This window comes from Reichenbachiella ulvae, from assembly GCF_025833875.1.
Classification (GTDB): domain Bacteria; phylum Bacteroidota; class Bacteroidia; order Cytophagales; family Cyclobacteriaceae; genus Reichenbachiella; species Reichenbachiella ulvae.
The window spans coordinates 4,234,734-4,254,206 of record NZ_JAOYOD010000001.1 but is presented as its reverse complement, the minus strand read 5'-3'; the positions used below and the strand labels follow the sequence as shown (position 1 = coordinate 4,254,206).

The 19,473-nt window shown below is 44.7% G+C and carries 14 protein-coding genes; 7 read left to right on the top strand and 7 right to left on the bottom strand.

All coding sequences use genetic code 11. From position 1 onward, the window contains the following. Position 1 precedes the first annotated feature (1 nt). A complete protein-coding gene (locus N7U62_RS17265) occupies positions 2-5,521 on the bottom strand; it encodes an alpha-2-macroglobulin family protein (RefSeq protein WP_264139303.1) in 5,520 nt (1,839 codons plus the stop codon). Between the two features lie 166 nt (positions 5,522-5,687). Between N7U62_RS17265 and N7U62_RS17260 the strand changes: the two genes are divergently transcribed. From N7U62_RS17260 to eat, 4 genes are all read left to right on the top strand, one after another. Continuing rightward, positions 5,688-5,951, top strand: a complete 264-nt coding sequence (locus N7U62_RS17260) for a hypothetical protein (protein ID WP_264139302.1) — start codon at positions 5,688-5,690, stop codon at positions 5,949-5,951. A 139-nt stretch (positions 5,952-6,090) separates the two neighbouring features. Beyond that, a complete protein-coding gene (locus N7U62_RS17255; protein ID WP_264139301.1) occupies positions 6,091-7,461 on the top strand; it encodes an ethanolamine ammonia-lyase subunit EutB in 1,371 nt (456 codons plus the stop codon). Beyond that, on the top strand, positions 7,458-8,252 hold the full coding sequence (gene eutC / locus N7U62_RS17250) for an ethanolamine ammonia-lyase subunit EutC (protein WP_264139300.1): 795 nt from the start codon (positions 7,458-7,460) through the stop codon (positions 8,250-8,252). The genes N7U62_RS17255 and eutC overlap by 4 nt, the downstream gene beginning before the upstream one ends. A gap of 139 nt (positions 8,253-8,391) precedes the next feature. Continuing rightward, positions 8,392-9,711, top strand: a complete 1,320-nt coding sequence (gene eat, locus N7U62_RS17245; protein WP_264139299.1) for an ethanolamine permease — start codon at positions 8,392-8,394, stop codon at positions 9,709-9,711. Between the two features lie 268 nt (positions 9,712-9,979). Here eat and N7U62_RS17240 read toward each other — a convergent pair whose 3' ends face one another. Continuing rightward, positions 9,980-10,531, bottom strand: coding sequence for a redoxin domain-containing protein (locus tag N7U62_RS17240; protein ID WP_264139298.1), 552 nt, complete (start codon positions 10,529-10,531; stop codon positions 9,980-9,982). Positions 10,532-10,636: 105 nt separating this feature from the next. Between N7U62_RS17240 and N7U62_RS17235 the strand changes: the two genes are divergently transcribed. After that, on the top strand, positions 10,637-10,849 hold the full coding sequence (locus N7U62_RS17235) for a hypothetical protein (protein ID WP_264139297.1): 213 nt from the start codon (positions 10,637-10,639) through the stop codon (positions 10,847-10,849). Continuing rightward, a complete protein-coding gene (locus tag N7U62_RS17230) occupies positions 10,846-11,037 on the top strand; it encodes a hypothetical protein (protein WP_264139296.1) in 192 nt (63 codons plus the stop codon). Before N7U62_RS17235 ends, N7U62_RS17230 begins: the two co-directional genes overlap by 4 nt. A 429-nt stretch (positions 11,038-11,466) precedes the next feature. On the opposite strand, the gene N7U62_RS17225 is transcribed toward N7U62_RS17230, so the two are convergent. The 3 genes from N7U62_RS17225 to N7U62_RS17215 all read right to left on the bottom strand — a co-directional run bounded on the left by N7U62_RS17225 (position 11,467) and on the right by N7U62_RS17215 (position 13,197). Continuing rightward, positions 11,467-11,745: a Txe/YoeB family addiction module toxin gene (locus N7U62_RS17225; protein WP_264139295.1), complete on the bottom strand. Its 279-nt coding sequence runs from the start codon at positions 11,743-11,745 to the stop codon at positions 11,467-11,469. Then, positions 11,742-11,993, bottom strand: coding sequence for a type II toxin-antitoxin system Phd/YefM family antitoxin (locus N7U62_RS17220; protein WP_264139294.1), 252 nt, complete (start codon positions 11,991-11,993; stop codon positions 11,742-11,744). The genes N7U62_RS17225 and N7U62_RS17220 overlap by 4 nt, the downstream gene beginning before the upstream one ends. Positions 11,994-12,096: 103 nt before the next feature. Continuing rightward, entirely contained in the window at positions 12,097-13,197 is a 1,101-nt protein-coding gene (locus tag N7U62_RS17215; RefSeq protein WP_264139293.1) for a TRAP transporter substrate-binding protein, read from the bottom strand. A gap of 452 nt (positions 13,198-13,649) precedes the next feature. On the opposite strand from N7U62_RS17215, the gene N7U62_RS17210 reads away from it, so the two are divergent. Next, positions 13,650-15,050, top strand: a complete 1,401-nt coding sequence (locus N7U62_RS17210; protein WP_264139292.1) for a glycoside hydrolase family 30 beta sandwich domain-containing protein — start codon at positions 13,650-13,652, stop codon at positions 15,048-15,050. Between the two features lie 64 nt (positions 15,051-15,114). Here the strand turns inward: N7U62_RS17210 and N7U62_RS17205 are convergent, their stop codons facing one another. Together N7U62_RS17205 and N7U62_RS17200 are read right to left on the bottom strand one after the other, a co-directional pair. Further along, positions 15,115-18,252: an MBG domain-containing protein gene (locus N7U62_RS17205; protein ID WP_264139291.1), complete on the bottom strand. Its 3,138-nt coding sequence runs from the start codon at positions 18,250-18,252 to the stop codon at positions 15,115-15,117. Positions 18,253-18,281: 29 nt separating this feature from the next. After that, entirely contained in the window at positions 18,282-19,472 is a 1,191-nt protein-coding gene (locus N7U62_RS17200; RefSeq protein ID WP_264139290.1) for a right-handed parallel beta-helix repeat-containing protein, read from the bottom strand. Between the last annotated feature and the right edge of the window lies 1 nt (position 19,473).

The window sequence follows — 19,473 nt, the reverse complement described above, 5'->3', positions numbered from 1 at the left end:
GTCATTCCAAAGTCACCCACTTCCCGGCCGTATTCGCATAGATATCGTTATCGTACATGGCTTCTACTACGGCAGCTGGCATGTAGTATTTACCCTTGTAGGCAGCATTCAACTTTACCTCGAAGGTTTTCTTCTCATTGGCTTTTAGATCAAAATAGATCATCACGCGATCATCCCTGATATCCGAATACTCGGGTACATCATAGCTTGTGCTCTGTGATTCGCCTCCGATTCGATCATTCAGGATTTCCCATCCGGATGGGAAAATGTGAGTCAATGCCAACTCTTCGTAATCTCCCTTCAAGCCAGTATTGTGTACCGTCATCAAGACGGAGAAATCCGTGCTTTGCGCTATGTCCGCTGGATCAAGCGTAGAACCATCTCGAGCGACATATTTCACCTTAAAGGATAAGTTTCTGGCTCTGGCTTCTTCATTTCCTTCGATTGGAATCCCTCCGCGTATCAATCGCACATAGATTGGGGCATTTCCTGAGTTGCTTACGGACAACGGAACCTTCTTGTCAACATCCTTTAGCACCACAGTCGTGATGTAATTTCCCGTTTGATAATCGGCATTAGCTCCACCTTCCTTGACCTGAAAGCTCACATTTTTGGTGTCGACCCCTTTTGTATAGGCCTGAATTCCGATCAAACAGAAGGCGGTTGTCTGCGTACTCATCCATTGGTTTTTCTGCCCCATCTTCTCTGCCAATCGCTGCAGCACAGGGAAGGCTTTTTCTTTCTGATCCAAATAAGCCAAGGTCTCCAAAATCATGGCCTCATCTCTGGTTCCAGATCCATAAGTATAGGACAGCTCTCGATAATCCTCTACGGTTGTACTCAGGTCTGCCACCAGTTCGTTGGCCACATCGTCGTATCCAGCCACTGCATAAGTGAGTGCCAGTCGCCATTTGGCAGAGTTGGAAAGCGGAGTAGTTTCCTTCAGTCGGTTCATCGCTCCCATGGCCTTTTCTCCAGCCAGCGCCAGTCCATACAGGCGATAAGCCTGAACCAGATCGCTTCTTGTTCGTCCTCCGCGAGACCATTGGCGCGCTTGATTCTTTTGGTATTTGATCCAGGAACTCAACATGTTTTCCGGAACAGCATAACCTGCCTTTTTGGCCTCAACCAAAAAGTGTCCTGCATAGTTACTGCCCCAATCGCTCTCCATCGCCTGACCTGGCCAGTAGCTAAACCCGCCATTGATGGTCTGGAAAGTTCTAAGTCGATCGATGGCCGCTTTGATATTTCGTTCTATTTCGGATTTGGTGTTTTCGCTTAAACTCGTAATCTCTCCCAGATAGAGCTGAGCAAAAACCGATGAAGTAGTCTGCTCGATACAGCCATGAGGATAACGGATCAGGTACTTCAGTCGCTGCTCCAGGTTGATCGGAGGCAGAGAAGAAATTTCCAATTTGGCCTCATTAGTCCCGATCATCCCCAAAGGATCGTAAGTCAATTGTATGCTCTCATTGGCGGACAGGAATTTGTCCTGCACATCTACCATCATAGGATTAGCCGGACGCAGATTCATTTCTACATCATATTTGGCCTCATGATTGCCAGCCTTCGCTTTTACTTCCACCTTGGCAATCCCAATGTTTCTCCCAGCCTTGGCCTTGAAATAGTGAACCATTTCGCTATTTCCATTCATGCTGATATTTTGTGTCGCACTACCTAGTATACTCAGGCCTGCATCGCTACTCACACTTAGATTGACCGTTTTTACGTTCGGATCATTGACGAATATCGTTACAGGAATGCTGATTTCTTCATCAGGCCCAACTACTCGCGGCAAAGTGGCCAGTACCATTACAGGCTGCTTCACGGCTGTGGTTTCCTCTGCAGAACCAAAAGCTCCTTCGTATCCAGCCACCACCATGGTACGGACACTACCGACATATTGGGGCATCTTGATTTTGTGCTTGGCTGTCTTCCCGCTTTCGAGGAAGAAAGGCCCCAAGTATTTCACCACAGGTTTGAATCGATTGGCCTTTAGTTTTTTCTTGGCCTCTTCGTCCATTTCACCCCCTCCACCGATGGCCAACAGTCTCTCTATCTTGCCACCATAGGCACCGACCACATCGTCATAGACATCCCAGGTTTTCACTCCTAGCGACTCTCTTGCATAGAAACTTCCCCATGGATTCGGAGTCTGGAAGCGGGTAAGGTCCAAAAGCCCTTCTTCTACCATCGCTAATGTATAAGCCATTTTTCTGCCCTCTTGCTCTGATACCTCGACAGTAAATTCCTGTTCAGGGCTAAGCTCTTTTGGCATCTTGATCTCTGGATGCAAAACTGTCGTAGGATCGGTCACCTGAATCGACTGAATGCCATACAAACGAATCGGTAAATCATTGGCCGTTTGCGCATGAGGTTGGATCATCATGATGTTGGCGTATACATTGGGTGCCATGTCGCTAGTCGCCTCGAAGGAAATCGTGGTAGATTCCTCCTCCGATTCTACCCAAAAAGATTGAATGATTTTATCTCCTGTTTCTAGACTCGTTAGAATTCTGGATCCTTTGCTGCTCGGTATGTTGATTTTGATTTCGTCCCCTACCTGGTATTCTTCTTTTTCGAGTTCAAAGCTCAGCATATTCACGCCACCCATGTCGCCACGTTTGCCTTTGCCTGCCCAACCCGGCCAGTCCATATAGATCACCTTACCCACACTGTGCCCTGAAACGGGATCAGTTACGCGAAGAAAATATCGACCCCAGCTTGGGTGATTCACTCTTAGTTTCCAGGTGGCCTTACCACCATTGCTATCCACTCGATCAGTCTGAATCGGACTGCTATAGGATCTACTGACATATCCGGCCTGATTGGCACTTTGATCCCACCACCATCTCCATTCTAGTTTGTAGAGTTCTACTTCCAGGTCACTGCGAGACAATGCCTTTCCATCTGCACTGACGGTTGCAATCTGAATCGTATGATCTTCATCTGTCAACAGCATGCCTCGCTTATCCCCCTCGGGAGCCTGAATACCCACAAATGAAGCATAGGGGTAGAAGGGAATCGAAGTTTTGTCAATACTGAAGTTACCTCCTTCTTCGTACACTTTTCCATCAAAAACTGCTCGCAAAGCACCCGGGGCGTTTTCCTGCGTTTCAATAGGCACGTTGACACTGGCATGACCATTTTGATCGAGTCGACCAGAAAAAATCTGCTCTGTACTGGAATAGAAATCCTTTGAATTATCATCAAAGGTATAATTAGGGTAATCCTCAAAAGTCGTTTTCACCGGATAGAGCGTCATATCATATTCAGCTTTCAGGCCATTGGCGACAGCTCCATGCAGCCATTTGACGTCTAGCGAACCTGATACACTGCCCTGCGCAGCGGTGATTCTGTCTTGCTTGAAATCCAGCTCTATCTTCAAACGATTGGGCTTGACTGTCTCGATTTTAAGTTTCTTGGTGAAAGAAGCTCCACCTGCTTTAACGACCGCTTGCCAGTTGCCAGTGGGCGCATCTGGAGAAGTGTTGAGGGCAAAATGATATAAGCCTTCTACAGATTCTGATTTGACTACCTTTTTTACTCGCTGGCCCATCGGGTTGTTTAGCTCCAGCACCACCGGATAGTTCTCAGGCAGACGATGCTGTGGATCGTCCAGCATGAATGAAAGATAAATATCATCGCCCGGTCTCCATACCCCTCTCTCCCCATAGATATAACCTTTGATCCCTTCTTTGATCTCCTGGCCAGTCGTATTAAAATTGCTGAGGGACAATGATTCACCATCGCTCAATTTCAAATAAGCATATTGCTCCCCCTTCTTAGCCATCAACAAAAAGGGATTCCCTTTTATCTGAATCTTTGCTTCGCCCTTGCTATTGGCAATACCAGAACCAACCACCTGATGTTGATAGTCATATACGGCAAAGTTGACATCCGCCATGGCCTTAGCGTCTACCAGGTTACTGGCAAAGACATGTAAGTCACCTTTGTCTGCACGCTTAGCTATCAACCCAATGTCGGAAGCAAAAACCATTTTTTTGGCCTTGTCACGATACATGTAGTAGCTGATGTGGCAGGGGTTTTCTCTTTCTCTCCAGTCGTAATCCGAATTGTAATAATATTGGTAAGAGTCCCAGTTGCTTTCTTCCTCCTCTTCTTCCCAGTTTTCGTTAAGGCTCAGCTCTTCAATTTCTTCGTCTCCATTAGAGCAAAAGTAGATAGAATGCTGTGGCCTGAAACTCATTTGAACCTCGTACATCGCTCCGGGATCCACTTCTATGATACTGGCCAAATCCAGCGTATAGCGATTCCAAACATTCAGGTCTGTGACGCCTTGCCCTCTCAGATCCACTACTTTTTTGATCACTGGGCGGCCTACTCGGCTTAACTCCGAGTGGCCCTGCAGGTTGTTGACTTGAAGATGTTGAAAAACATTTTCGCTGAAGACCTGCACGACCATCACATCCACAGCCTTAAGACCTACGGCTTCAAAGGGTAAGATCAGTCCTTCGGAATTTGGAATAATCACCCCATCATTCGCTACGATTCTTACATCTGGTTTGGACTGGGATAGCCTGAAAGAAGCTTCATAATCCGCTTTCAAGGTAAAGCCCGCCACATTCTTGATTTTACTAAATACTTTCAAATTGACCTGCCCTTGCAAATTGCTGGTTGGGTACAGTTTCAACTCATTTTTGTCAATTACATAGCGCGGTTCACTTCTATTCAAAGTCACAAAACCGCTCAAATTTTGTTTGGCGAGCAAGGGGTCCGAAAAAATAACTGATATGTATTTGTCTGTGCCACGATTGACCTTGACATTGGTGATCTTGAAGTCATCCAATGCAGGAATAACATAATCCTCGTCATCTTCTTCATCCACTCCTATGGCTTCCCCTTTCCAGCTAATTTGTACTTCAGATTCTTTTTTTCCTCGGCTGATCTGTTCGATACTAAAATTAGAAACCTTCTTTTCCAACTGATGTGTCCAGCTGATATCCAGCGCCTTTCCATTCTGCTGAGCGCTCAAGATTTTTTCTATGCTCTGGGCATCTGCCACATCTGCTGTTTGAATACTTCCCTCCAGCTTTACCCTGGTCAGGTCAGTGATATCATAGGGAGATAGTCCTTTAAACTCAACATCAAAATTTTGAAGTAGAGTCTTGAAGCTGAACTTGAATTCCTTTCTATCAGAGGGAGTTTCTAATATCTCTCCAATTTTAAAAACCGCCTGATAAGACTGGGACTGTGGCAATTTACCTTCAGGCTGAAAAACAACGGTGCGATCATCTTCCCACTTAGCTTCACCTTTGATATTAGGGTCAAACTTGATCAAATCACTAGCAGTATCTCCAGGTTTAATCCCCTCGACACTTTTGGACAACTTGATCACAATAGGGGCTGAAGAACTGATCAGTCCCGAACTGTACTCCGAGATATAATCTACAAAGAGACTCTTCGGACTATCAAACTTATTGGTTTCATTGGAAGCATTCTTGTCTCCACAGGCATAAATGAGCAAAAGGAGAGAAAACAGGCAGGAAATTTTTTTCATCTTATTGTTCTAGTCGGTTAAAAGAATGATGAAGATAATAAAAGATTGAAGGCATTCCGATCAAAGGACGAAATCTGCCAAAGAATTTTTTGAGAATAATAAATTTCAAGAGAGAAACGTTTTGATTTTATTGAAATGATTATTTAACTAAAACTTTATTACGATTATGAAAAAGACTTACGTAACGGCACTAATTGCCCTTTTTGGAACTTTTCTTATCACTTCATGTAACCTGGATGATAAAATAGAAGATGCCATAACCGAATGTACTGATACAACTCTTTGCGATAAGACTTATGAAGCATGTAGCAACGGGGTGGAAACTTGGTACACTTATAATGGACAAAGATATGATTGTGCTGGACCTGCTGATTGTATTGATGCTGCTGCTGATGTGATAGCTGCAGTTGAGGCAGACTGTCCACAATAAAAAGTATTGCGTGTAAAAAAAGGGAGCTCGAATGGAGCTCCCTTTTTTTTGCTTTTTTGACCATGCTGAGTTAATCAATCCATTGCTTTTCAGTGAATTATTGTTCATTTTCATGCTTTCGTCATAAAGCGAGCCCCACATGAAATACCAAAGCAGCGTCGGAAATTTCTCCTACTCCTTTCCTGATCTTAAGACGGTGCTGGCCAAGGCGACCCCTGAAAAGTCTGGTGATGTGATGGCTGGGTTGGCTGCTAAGAATGAAAAGGAAAGGATAGCGGCTAGGTTGGCACTGGCCGATATTCCACTGAAGCAATTTCTGGAAGAGCAGTTGATCCCATACGAGGAGGACGATATCACGAGATTGGCTTTTGATCATCATGATCCAAAAGCTTTTCAGTTAATCAGCCATCATACCGTGGGGAGCTTTCGGGATTGGCTACTGGCCTATGAGACCGATGGCGCTCTGCTCAAGAGAATAAGCCCGGGACTTTTGCCAGAAATGGTCGCAGCTGTGAGTAAAATTATGTCCAATCAGGACCTCATATTGGTCGCCTCCAAGATTCGCAATGTCAGCCGCTTTCGAAATACCCTGGGCCTGGATGGGCATTTTTCTACTCGGCTCCAACCCAACAATCCTACCGATGACCCGAAAGGCATCATGGCCAGCACGATTGACGGACTGATGTACGGGGTAGGTGATGCGGTGATCGGAATCAACCCCGTCTCCGATCATGCACAAAGCACCAGAAATCTGTTGGAAATGCTGGACGAGCTGCGCAAGAGATTTGACATCCCGACCCAAACCTGTGTGCTATCTCATGTCACTACTACGCTGCAGTTGATCAATGAGGGAGCTCCTGTTGACCTCATTTTTCAATCCATAGGCGGCACCCAAAAAACCAATGAGAGCTTCGGCGTTACAAAGGAAATATTAGATGAATCCTATGATGCCGGACTATCGCTGAAAAGAGGAACAGTAGGCAAGAATCTGATGTATTTCGAAACCGGTCAGGGCAGTGCACACTCGGCCAATGCCCATCATGGCGTGGATCAGCAGACTTGTGAGGTTCGCTCTTATGCCCTGGCGCGAATATATGACCCTCTTTTGGTGAATACGGTGGTGGGATTTATCGGTCCGGAATATCTCTACAATGGCAAGCAGATCATTCGTGCTGGACTGGAGGATCATTTCTGCGGCAAGCTGATGGGACTGCCGATGGGCTGTGACATCTGCTACACCAACCACAGCCAGGCCGATCAGGATGATATGGACAATTTGCTCTCGCTGCTGGGATTGGCTGGTTGCAACTTTATCATGGGGGTGCCGGGGGCGGATGATGTGATGCTCCATTACCAAAGCACCTCTTTTCATGACCAGTTGTATATCCGTCAGGTGCTTGGATTGAAATATGCCCCTGAGTTTGAATCCTGGTTGCAAAAAATGAATTTGGTAGATGATCAAGGGCAAATGCTCGAAGGGAAGCATCGACATAAACTTTTGTACCTATGAGCAACGGAGATGCCTGGGAAAAATATCGGAATTTCACCAATGCACGAATCGCATTGGGTCGAACGGGAGGAAGCCTGACGACTTCAGAGATGCTTTCCTTTCGAATGGATCATGCGCTGGCGAGGGATGCGGTTTGGTCTGAAGTCGATTGGGAGTCTATGCAATCAGTTTTGACTCCTCTCAATCAACCCATGCATCTTTTGAAAAGTCAAGCTGGAAATCGTCAGCAATACATCCAGCGACCAGACCTTGGGAGACTTTTGCATCCCGATTCGCAAAGTAGTCTAAAAGAACAATCGATCACGGAAACGGAAGTAGCCATTGTCATTAGTGATGGACTTTCTGCTATGGCGATTGAGTCACATGTTCTCCCTTTTCTTTCTGCTTTGTTGCCTTTACTTTCGTCCTTTCGATTGGCGCCTCTGATGCTCGTGGAGAATGGAAGGGTGGCCATTGGGGATCCTATCGGTGAGCTATGCAAATGTCAGATTACCGTGGTATTGGTAGGTGAAAGACCGGGCTTGAGTTCTCCGGATAGTTTGGGTGCTTATCTGACTTTTGACCCTAAAACGGGTAATACAGACGAAAAAAGAAATTGCATCTCAAATATTCGGGCAGAAGGCTTGTCCTACGACTATGCCGCACAAAAGCTGGCTTTTTTGATCTCCGAAGCATTGAGAAGAAAAATATCTGGCGTGAATCTGAAAGACACATTCGACGACCAATTACTAGACTCTGATTTTGCGAAAGATGTAAAGAGCAATAAAATAAGACATATCCAAAAGCCTTAAGAAGCTGTCAAACTGAGGCCCTCGAAGCTTTGCTGCTAAATGCAGACAGACATTTCGAAGACCTCAATGTGACAATTCTGGGATGTTTTAGGCTTTTGAATTTGTCAATGGAAACCCTATTAACCATTAACTACTCGCAATGAGTGAAAATAAGAATGAACTAAAAAAGACCCTCGGGCCCTTGATGCTTTGGGGGCTGGGTGTGGGCTATGTGATTTCGGGTATGTACTTTGGCTGGAACCTGGGACTGGCCGAAGGAGGAACTTTGGGGCTAGCTGTGGCGACCTTCTTCATCATCGTGATGTATGTAACCTTTACCTTCAGCTATACCGAAATGGCCTGTGCGATTCCAAAAGCGGGAGGGGCTTTTGACTATGCGCGTATGGGATTGGGTAAGCATTGGGGATATTTGGCAGGAATGGCGCAGAGCATCGAGTTCATCTTTGCCCCGCCAGCGATAGCAGCGGCCATTGGTGCCTATCTCAATATGTTTTTGCCGGAGGTTGATGTGATGACCATCGCCATCGTCTCTTATCTGGTTTTTACAGGATTGAATATTTGGGGGGTAAAATCAGCGGCCTACTTCGAGCTCTTCGTTACTGTTCTGGCCGTGGTGGAGTTGCTGATATTTTCAGGGGTTAGTTTTACGGCATTTGAAGTGGAGAACCTCACTCGAAATGCCTTACCCAACGGCTGGGGAGGGGCTTTTGCTGCCATTCCTTTTGCGATCTGGTTTTTTCTGGCGATCGAGGGAGTCGCCAATGTAGCGGAGGAGGCCAAGAATCCGCAGAAGGATATATTGAAGGGTTTTGGTTCGGCTATTTTTACACTAGTGGTGCTTTGTATTCTGACTTTTACTGCGGCTGTAGGTGTAGCGGGATGGGAGGCAGTCGTTTACCCTGAACCTGGAGCGGAGGCTTCTGATTCTCCTTTGCCTCTTGCACTGGCCCAAATCGTAGGAGAAAACAATATACTCTATCATCTGCTGATCACCATTGGGCTGTTTGGTTTGATAGCATCCTTCCATGGTATTATTCTGGCGGCTGGTCGTTCTACGCTGGAGCTGGGAAGAGAGCGCTATATTTCCCCCTGGGTAGGCAAAGTCCATCCCAAAACCCAGACCCCTGTCAATGCCCTCATCGCCAATATGCTGATCGGCATCATCGCCCTCCTCACGGGTAAAACGGGAGAGATCATTACCATCGCCTGCTTTGGTGCGCTGACCCTCTACATTGTGTCTATGGTGGCCTTTTTCGCCTTGAGGAAGAAGCGTGCGGATTTAGAAAGACCCTTCCGCGTACCTATGTTTCCATACTTTCCGGCCATCGCGCTAGTAATCGCTGTTGTGGCCATGATCGCCATGAGCATTTACAATGTGCAGTTGATGTTCATCTATTGGGGGATAGTGGCTGTGGGTTATGTGAGTTTTAGGTGGTATCATAGAAATGCTGCCGATTAAAAAACACGTCACTTCGACGATAGGAGAAGTCTCATTCGGTCTAGTAGGCCGATTGAGATATCTCGCTTTGCTTACCAATGACGTGTTTGTATTACTTGTGTTTCTTGACCTTAGGACCGCCTTAGATCTCTCCTTCCGTCGAGATGACACAACTGTTTTAGCATTTCAATTCCGGCTACCTATACATCCCATCAGTTTTCGTCATTCCCTTTTGTGCGGTTGGATACCAAATGTTAGGTCTCGATATGACGATGTTTTTTAACGGTGTTTAAGCAAGCACCTGATTGGCAAACTTCTCTATTTCCTCTACTTTGATGTGATCTCGAATATGCTGGCCATAGTTGGCAACTACAATTTTTTGATCTTCATCTATGAAAAAGTCTGCGGGGATGAGATTCATACTGGCTTTGGCACTTTTTCCTCCTTCGATTTTTCCTCCTTCTTTCAAAGCGGAAATCGAACCTTGGCGGGTAAAGGTCTTTATCATTTTACCTAAGGATTTTTCCACGCCATAGATTGAGTAAACTTCAAAGCTTTGATCGCCGATCACGGGGAGTCCATCTAATTTGTTGTGAAATGGGCTGGCTTTGATCTCTTCGGCAGTGCTGTCCAGGAAGAAAATCATATGCAGGCCTTTGGCTTCCCATTCCTCTTTGTGCTTCATGAGCTCTCTGATTCGGAGATTGCAAAAGGGGCAGGAAACATCTCGGAAGAAGCTGAGAAGTACTTTCTTTCCGGCGTAGCTTTTTAATTCTACAGGATTGCCATGGATATCAGAGGTGGAGAAAGATGGGGCCTGCTGGCCAGCGCTTAGTTTCATAGGATTCTGTTTTAGTTAAAGCGAATGACTCTTGCTCATTCGGGACAATCAACAGCAGTCAGATGAAAATGGTTCATTGCATCTTGCTTTTTCTTATCTTTGGGTATGGATCTTCAGACCTCAAAAATAGAACTAGCAAAACTCATCCTTAACTTGGATAACCCATCTATTCTTGAAAAGATTAGAAACTTGGTTTTGACAGAACAAGGTAGTTTTACGCTTACCGATGTTGAGAAAGAGGAAATTCAAATCGCCATTAACCAGCTAAATAAGGGGAATAGAGCTTCTTTTGAATCTTTCATTGAAAAAGTAAAATGAAGAAACACAAGGTTTATCTCTCCCCAGTAGTAGAGTTTAAACTTGAGGTGTTGATTAAGTATCTTTCAGACGAATGGGGCGAGCAAACTAAGCAGAATTTTCTTTCAGAACTTCAGTCGTCAGTAGCCAAAATAGAAAGCTTCCCATACTCCTGTCCAGAATCCTCAGCAGATGATCGACGAAATTAGAAAGATGCGATAATTATTTACCGTCGATTTTTGAGGTAGCTAATTAGAAAGGTAGCCACTAATCCTAGTAAAATCCATGCTATTAAGATTGAGTTTACTTGTCCATCTCTGTAGTCGTACAAAAATTCAAAATAATCGGTTTTTATATTTCTGATTAATTCAATAGTTAGGCTAAATCCGGCTAATGAAAGGAAAAAGCAGCAGGCAAGAATAAACAGGATTTGTTTCCATGATTCTCTTTTGAGCAATACAAATATTGCCAATAGCACCAATTGAATAAATGCAAATGGCAGGCCTGCAATTTGGCCGCCATGCGCATAGGCGGTCCAGATATAGCCAAATCTTAGACAGTAGATTATTGATATAAATGTGGCTAATAATAGAATGAAGGATTTCATATTTGATTTTGGTGATGCAGGAGTTAATTGATCATTTATCCCCATAATGTGAATATGCACTAAGTACATGTACAATTACTTTTTTCTCTTCAATAGCATAGACGAGACGATGTTTTTGATTGATTCGCCTTGAATATAGTCCTGCCAGGTTGTGTTTTAATAATTCGGGCTGTCCAGTTCCAGTTCTTGGATGTTCTGTAAGTTCGATTAAGAGTTTTTGGATCTTCTTGAGCGTAGCTTGATCACCTGATTTTTTGTGTTTCTCGATATCTTCTAATGCTGTTTTCGAAAATTCGAGCACATAAATCATAGACCAAGTAATTGATTGATTTCTTCAGGACTGTTGACTTTTTTAGATTTCCCTTGGTTGATTTCAGAAATGCTGTTTCTTATTTTTTCAACCATTTCAGCATTAAAGTACAAATCATCCTTGGTGACAGGAGTGAGAATATAGGCTTTGTCCTTGCCGCGTTGCACGATTACCTGTTCGCCTTGATCCACCTTTTCAAAATACTCTTTCTGATTTTGTCTGAATTCTCTGCTGCTGATCACTAACATAATTGCGTACCATTTTGGTACAAAAATAAACCTAATTATTGATAAGTATCTCTTTTACAGGTTAAAACAAGTCTAGCGTCTAATTACTAAGTACTTAAAACTATTATCTTCCCTCACTCACACGACTCCACAGCTCCGCTTTCTTCCTGAAATCCAAAAAGTGCTCGTAGATCTTTTTGCTTTGGGGATCTGTGTCGGTCAGTTCGGTGATGACCTCCTGACCTATGCGTCGCATGCCGTCCAATACTTCCGCTGGGAAGGTGCGAATGTCCACCCCTTCGTCCAGCATTTTCTGCAGGTAGATGGCATTTTTCGCTTCGAATTCTAGCAGCATCCATTGGTTTAGTTTCAGGCAAGCCGTTTTTAGGATTTCTTGAATGTCCAGAGGTAGTTCCAGGAACTTGTCTTTGTTCATCATCATCTCCAGAACCGTGCCCGGCTCGTGCCAACCGGGGAAATAGTAATGTTTCGCGACTCGATGAAAGCCCATTTTGTAGTCGTGATAGGGGCCGATCCATTCTGTTGCATCGATGACGCCACGTTCTAGATTGGTGAAGAGTTCGCCACCAGCCACGAGCACCGCATTACCACCTGCTTTCTTGATCATCTTTCCGCCCAGGCCAGGCATACGAATTTTCAGACCTTCGTAATCCGACAGGTTGTTGATTTCTTTGTTGTACCAGCCGCCAGCTTGCTGCCCGGTGTTACCGCCAGGGAGAGGAAGGAGATTGAAAGGTGCATAGATTTCTTCCCAGAGCTGCAGACCTCCGGCATTCAGAATCCAGGTGTTCATCTGCTGAGCAGTCACTCCAAAGGGTACGGATGAAAAGAGGGTAGCAGCGGGTAATTTCCCCGCCCAATAGTAGCCGGAACCGCTGGCCATCTCTACGGCACCATGACTAACTGCATCGAAGCACTCGAGTGATGGAATCAGTTCGCCTCCACCATAGACTTCTATCTTGAGTCGACCGCCGCTCATCTCCTTCACCCATTGGGCGAGCAGCTTGCAGCCTTCACCCAATACAGGGAAATTTGGAGGCCAGGTGGTCACCATTTTCCACTGATAGTTCTTGTTGAAATTGATATTGGGAGTATCTACAGCAGATTTTTTGCTTTCTCCACAGGAGGCTAAGGTGCCCGTTACCCCTGCTGCCAGTGCTAAACTTCCTGCCTTGATGAACTTTCTTCTATTCTGATCTGACATAGCATGCTTCGTTAGATCGTCGAAGATAAGTAATTCAGCGAATAACCCCACCCAATCATAAGATGCCCATTTTTTAACTCACGATGGTGATTTTTTGGTTTGAGACACTCGTTTTTTACTGGATGGTGGTCATTTTCCAGCGAATGATGCACATTTTCTGACTGACGGCATACATTTTTTGGTCAGCGATGGTCATTTTCCGCCGGGGGAGGGTCATTTTCTATCTGATGACGTTCATTTTCCAGTTATCGATGTGCATTTTCCAGTCGATGGTGGGCATATTCCATTTTGGGGTAAGCATTTTTTGACTGGGGAGGTGTTGATATGTAAATGGCCATGAATCATTTCCACTAATGAAGTAGGAATGAGTAAAATTGAAGAGGACGTGAAGTAACCCTTTGACTCAAAGGGAAATAAAGACGAGCTACTTTTGATCTCTTGAAACTAAGACTATGAAAGACAAATTACTAAAGAAGGGAAGGGTAACCTTGATGCTTGCATCTTTGCTGTTGCTAGGAGCGTGTGGTGGTGACGATGAAGTCAGCAAACCGGACGACAACACAGGGACACCAATTGAAACACCCGAGGAAACGGTAGAGATTAGTATTGACCCCTCGAATCAACACCAGGAGATGATCGGTTTCGGTGGGGCACTGACCTGGTACTGTGACCGTATTACCAGCAGCAGTAAGAAAAACGAAATCATCGATCTGATGGTCAATGATCTCGGAATGGATATGGTGAGGCTCAAAAACTGGTATTATCCTGTGGACTATCCAAATAACAAAGTACCCGACCAGATGGAGACCAGCTGGTTCATCAATCACTTTACAGCTACGGACGAACTCTACGATTTGGTGAAAGCAGCTAATCCGGATGTGAAGGTGCTACTGAGTTCATGGGGCCCACCCTCTGCACTCAAGAGTAATGGTTCCTTGAATCGTGGGACACTCAAGCAAGAAGCAGGTGAATTTATGTATGATGCCTTTGCTGAATATACGATCGACATGTTGGACAACATTTCATTTATGCCTGACTACCTCAGCATTCAAAATGAACCTACCTGGCTGGCGGATTGGGAGACCTGCGAATGGGCACCATCAGAAACCTCCAGCCTTCCGGGTTATGATGTAGCATTCGAGGAGGTATCCAAACTGCTGGATGCACGAGATTCAAAACCCATCATGCTGGGTCCAGAGTCTGCAAACTTGTCGTCAGGTGCCTTTGACGACTTTGCTGAGGTTCTCTCCAATCATCCGAGCTTAGGCGCCTATGGCTTTCACCCCTACAACTTCAACAATAGCAGTTCGATCAGTGACATGCAATCTACGCTGGCCAGTCTGGGCACGAATTTTAGCGATAAGCCTAAGATCATGACAGAGTATGACGGTCTCGATTGGATCAAAACGGCACAATTCATCAACATCAACGTTAGGGAAGGAAATGTTTCGGCCTACCTCTATTGGACCCTGATGTGGGCAGAAGATTCTGACCTGGCCATGTTTCAGGTTCAGAGTAATGGCAATTATACCTTGACGCCATTTTATCACTTGATGAAGCATTATGCCAAATATGTAGATGGGGGATACAAACGAATCGAAGTGGATATGGACGAAACATTGGATCAGGTTGCCTTCCTGAATCCAGAGGGAACTGCGATTACTTTGGTTGTGGTTAATGCAAATACTAGCGCAGTGAACCGCGATTTGGAGATCACAGGAAATGAAATAGCCACAGCTGAGATGTATTACAGTCTGGAAGACGAACATTTTGTCTCGGTTGATGTGGATCTAACTCAAGAGCTGGAATTCAAAGGTGAATCGATCAGCACATTGGTTTTGACTCTGAAATAAAACAAGGGACTCGGACATAGTCGCGAGTCCCTATTCTAGCTAACTTAAACTGTATTGTTGTAGATTAAGGTTTTACCAATTTGAAAGAGTGAGAGTCATTCTTTGATTGTATTTTGACAAAATAGATTCCCGATTTCAATGATCTGATGTCATACTTTTCCTGAGCTTGATCAAAATAAGCCACTTGTTTTCCCTGAAGGTCAATGATGGATAGCGCTGCCTTCGCTTCTAATCCTCGGATATAAAATTGATCCAAACAAGGGTTAGGGTAAATAGTCAAAGTGGTTTCTGGATTATCTGCACTCAGAATATTGCTTGGTTTGACGGTGAGTGTACCATTCACCAGAGTCAACTCATAGTTATCCCCCGAGCCGCCGGTTAAAAAGATCTCATAGGTTCCTTCGTCCGAATCCAAACTAGCTGTGGTGTGGACCGATGGAGGAATAATTGCAGTTTCATCTTCATCATTTACAAATCCAGCATAGGATAAAGTCAGCTCAGGATTATCAAAGCCTGCCATTTTCGTTTGATCGTCTGCCGTGATGGTCAACTGAGCTTTTCTGACTTCCAATTCAGCATCTTCGGTTACAATTTCGTAGTTGTTGTCTGAACCAGCAATCACCTCTATCACATAGGCTCCAACCGGACTCAGTTCGTTGGCTACAGTTTCTGTTGATGGAGCGGAATCTAGTACCTCTAGTCCCTCCTCGTTCACAAAGCCTTCATAAGTGATCGATAATTCTGGATTTGAGTCCCCATAAGTTTTAGAGAGATCATCTGCAGACACGAGCAGTTCTGTTTTGACCACTTCCAATTCACCATTGATTGCCACAACGTCATAATGATCGTCCGTTCCAACGATCACATTAATTGTATAGGAACCCACTTCACTTAGTTCGTTACAGTTTGTATTAGCTATTGGTGGTACAACAAGGTTGCTGACTGTTTCGCCATCAACAAAACCACTATAGTTAAGGCCTAGTTCAGGATTTGTATCTCCATATTTTTTTGAAATAGGATCTGCAAAAACAAAAAGAACCTTCTTTTGAACTGCAATACTAGAGATCACTTTGGTAGATAGAAACTCGTCGCTGCTGGCCTGATGAGCAGTGATTTGACAAGGTCCCGTACCTACCACACTGGCCACCCCATCTGTGATGCTAATGATGGATTCATCCGAACTGGCGTAGGTGATTAATCCCGTTGAATTACTACTTGCCTGCAAAGCAAAATCTTCATCTCCATAGGTGATGTCTCCCAAATCCATTATCAAAGTGGGCAATGGTTTTTGCAAGACATTTGCGACTACATTGATGACAAAAACGGATTCATCAGCATCCTCATTTTCTATAATTATTGAAGAAGAAAATAGTCCCGCCACCGTACTGATGAAGGAAATGCTGAAACTGTCCATGCCCAATGCAGCCACTTCGGCGGGAACTTCACTCACTGAAAAATGTTGGTCTGAACTGAGGATCGAAGAAATTGCCAATATATCAGTCCCAGAGTTTTCAATGGTAAAACTGCGCGTTACAGTTTCACCCACAAGGATTTCGCCTAAGTCAATTTTTGTTTCCTGATGGTTAGATATTTCTGTTCCTGAATTATCCAAACCATCGAAGACTGAAATTTCAACATCCGGTATCAAAATGATGGATGATTCTTCCAGAACTTCTATTTCTCTAGTATAAGAGGCTTCACACCCCACCCCATCGCTTATGGACAGCGTGGATGTGTATGTTCCGATTGCGCTAAAAGTGTATGTGTTATTACCGACGGTTTGGTCGTCCACATGGCCATCACCGTCGAAATCCCAAACCCAGGAGGCCGATGGATTGGCGTAGAAAGTATCTACTTCATAAGAAGTTGGTTCGCCAAGATATACCGGATCAGCACTGAACACGACAATGGGTTTTTTCTTGATATTGAAAGTAGCCCCTGTGCTGTCCTTACAAATCTGCCCTTGTTTGACGACCAGACTCATGCTGTACTCACCGGAGTTTTCAAAAATCATCGATAAGATAGAACTGCTTTCATCCACTAGTTCAGCCCCATCAAGATACCAGGTGTAGGAAGCATCCTCTTGAAGATTACTACTGATATCAGTGAAGGTCACTTCCTCGCCTTCACAAGCCAAATCGATTTCAAAATTAGCGACGGGGTGAATACAGTCATCTTCGACCTCAAACTCCCGGATTTCGGTAAAGCCCCATTGACCTTCTGCATTTTGCGCTCTCACGCCGAAGGTATTGGTGCCTAGTGGTAGATCCTCCTCAGGGTCTATGATCAAATTTTCTATATTTATTTCTGCCGCTGGATCTAAGGTCAGCGCTATACCATCACCGAGACCTGCGTCTTGGTTAATAAAATACTCCAGGCGTGCTATGTTGCTTGTTGTGCTTGCGATTACTTCTGGTTTCACATAGATGGTCCGGCGTTCATTGAGTCCCCATGTACCGTTGGTATTTTGAGCACGGATATAAATCTGATGGTAACCAGTGGACAAAGATTGGGGAATCAACTCATCTATTTCCAGCGTTTGGCCAGCCGAAATGGTGATTCCCGTTGCTTGACCTACGCCAGGATCTTCATCGAAGAAATATTCCAAAACCGCAATGTCTGCAATGGGATCAGCACCGGCTGCTTCAGCCGTGACATAAAATGCTCGGCTCTCAGGTAAGCCCCATATATCATCTGCATTTTGAGTTCTGATAAAAATCGAATGAAAGCCCGCGGATAAAGCAGAAGCATCAATGATCTCATTGGAAAGTTCGACTGCATCTGCAGAAGAAATAGTGATAGGCGTGGCTGCCCCTACACCAGGATCATGATCTATGTAGTACTCCATGGCCGTGATATCAGATGGCGTAGGTTCGGCGATTGCCACTGATGGCACAAAGAATGTTCGCCTCTCGGCAAAGCCCCAATATCCATTTTCATTTTTTGCGCGAACACTCAGGACATGAAATCCTTGACTTAACCCTTGGGTCAATGATTCGGATAGGTCAATATCGATTGACGAACTTATGGTCATCCCAATAGCGCTACCCACACCCGGATCTTCGTCAAAGAAGTATTCTACTTCCGTGATATTCTGACCAATAGCGTTTTGACATAAGAACAGCACTACTAATAGAAATACGAAAGCTGTTTTTCTGGGAACACAGTTTTGATCTGAGCTCCTTGATCGGAATCTTCTCATCTTTTTCATAAGCTAAAGTTGAGAGGTGATTAGTTGCTTTTGACCTTAATGTGAACGGGTAGATCATCACCCGGATTGATCACTGTAGAAGTGTTCAGGATTTGAATGACGGGTACTTCGGAAGTTTTTAAAAAGAAATTCACGTCAGCAATAGGATACGACCCGCCCGTGATGCCTATGTCCGTACCATCGCTACCTCCATTGAGTACTTCCGCGGCCTGCGGAGTGAAATCGTAATCCTCAGACCAGGTATCAAGTAACTGAGAATTGACAAACTCAGGATCAATACCGGATATGTTACCCGAACCGGAATTTCCGGCTCCCCCCCCAGCAGGTGGCATCACATCGTCTCCTGTGGAGTAGACCAGATTGTTCGTAAAAACATTTCGCTCAAATTCGCCTGAAGTGGAGTTGCCTCCATTGGCTATACTAGGAGTCATTCCATAGAAGATATTGTTTGCGACGATGCAGTCTTGTAGTTCTGTGACAAAGGCCGCATCACCACCCATAGAAGCGATGAAATTATTGTTGATGATGGTTGTATTGCTTCCCTCGGCATTGATGTAGATGCCTTCGTACATGATGTTATTGGCAATGATGTTGCTACCCGGTGTGCCATTAAAGAGACCAATACCCAGATAAATAATGTTGTTTCTAAAGATGGCATTGGTCAGGTGTTCTACAATTCTAATAGAGTAGCCATTCGGAGCTTGGCCGGTAATTTGACAACCAATAATCTCTAGTCCATCGATCGGGGAATAAGTAGCGGTTTGATAACTCTCGATAAAATTGAACTGACAGTTTTCTATCAAAATATCTTCCAACAGATATTCTGCTCCTGTGTTCGACCCGATATAAATGTTGGCGATCCAGAGACCTTTGATGATGGTACCATCCGCATCGCTGGTATTATCTGCATTGTTGGTCAATACGATGTTTCCCATTTTGGACATCAGTGGGATGTCCTTGTCTACATTAAAGCCGATACCCATCAGGGTGATTTGTTTGTTAATGGTAGCTCCACCATAGGTCACAGGGCTGGGTTGTACCTGTATGATGTCTCCATCTTCGGCAGCATCTACAGCTTCCTGTATGTTCGGAAATACAAAGTCGCCTGTAGGGGCGTTGTGGTTATTGTCTGCGATTAGAACGTTCTGCGCTTGCGAACGAATGACTACAATTGATAAAATTAAAAACAGGGAAATTTTCAGTGAATTCATG

Coding starts and splice junctions, on each gene's coding strand:
- N7U62_RS17265 (WP_264139303.1), bottom strand. CDS start 5,521: ATGAAAAAAATTTCCTGCCTGTTTTCTCTCCTTTTGCTCATTTATGCC.
- N7U62_RS17260 (WP_264139302.1), top strand. CDS start 5,688: ATGAAAAAGACTTACGTAACGGCACTAATTGCCCTTTTTGGAACTTTT.
- N7U62_RS17255 (WP_264139301.1), top strand. CDS start 6,091: ATGAAATACCAAAGCAGCGTCGGAAATTTCTCCTACTCCTTTCCTGAT.
- eutC (WP_264139300.1), top strand. CDS start 7,458: ATGAGCAACGGAGATGCCTGGGAAAAATATCGGAATTTCACCAATGCA.
- eat (WP_264139299.1), top strand. CDS start 8,392: ATGAGTGAAAATAAGAATGAACTAAAAAAGACCCTCGGGCCCTTGATG.
- N7U62_RS17240 (WP_264139298.1), bottom strand. CDS start 10,531: ATGAAACTAAGCGCTGGCCAGCAGGCCCCATCTTTCTCCACCTCTGAT.
- N7U62_RS17235 (WP_264139297.1), top strand. CDS start 10,637: ATGGATCTTCAGACCTCAAAAATAGAACTAGCAAAACTCATCCTTAAC.
- N7U62_RS17230 (WP_264139296.1), top strand. CDS start 10,846: ATGAAGAAACACAAGGTTTATCTCTCCCCAGTAGTAGAGTTTAAACTT.
- N7U62_RS17225 (WP_264139295.1), bottom strand. CDS start 11,745: ATGATTTATGTGCTCGAATTTTCGAAAACAGCATTAGAAGATATCGAG.
- N7U62_RS17220 (WP_264139294.1), bottom strand. CDS start 11,993: ATGTTAGTGATCAGCAGCAGAGAATTCAGACAAAATCAGAAAGAGTAT.
- N7U62_RS17215 (WP_264139293.1), bottom strand. CDS start 13,197: ATGTCAGATCAGAATAGAAGAAAGTTCATCAAGGCAGGAAGTTTAGCA.
- N7U62_RS17210 (WP_264139292.1), top strand. CDS start 13,650: ATGAAAGACAAATTACTAAAGAAGGGAAGGGTAACCTTGATGCTTGCA.
- N7U62_RS17205 (WP_264139291.1), bottom strand. CDS start 18,252: ATGAGAAGATTCCGATCAAGGAGCTCAGATCAAAACTGTGTTCCCAGA.
- N7U62_RS17200 (WP_264139290.1), bottom strand. CDS start 19,472: ATGAATTCACTGAAAATTTCCCTGTTTTTAATTTTATCAATTGTAGTC.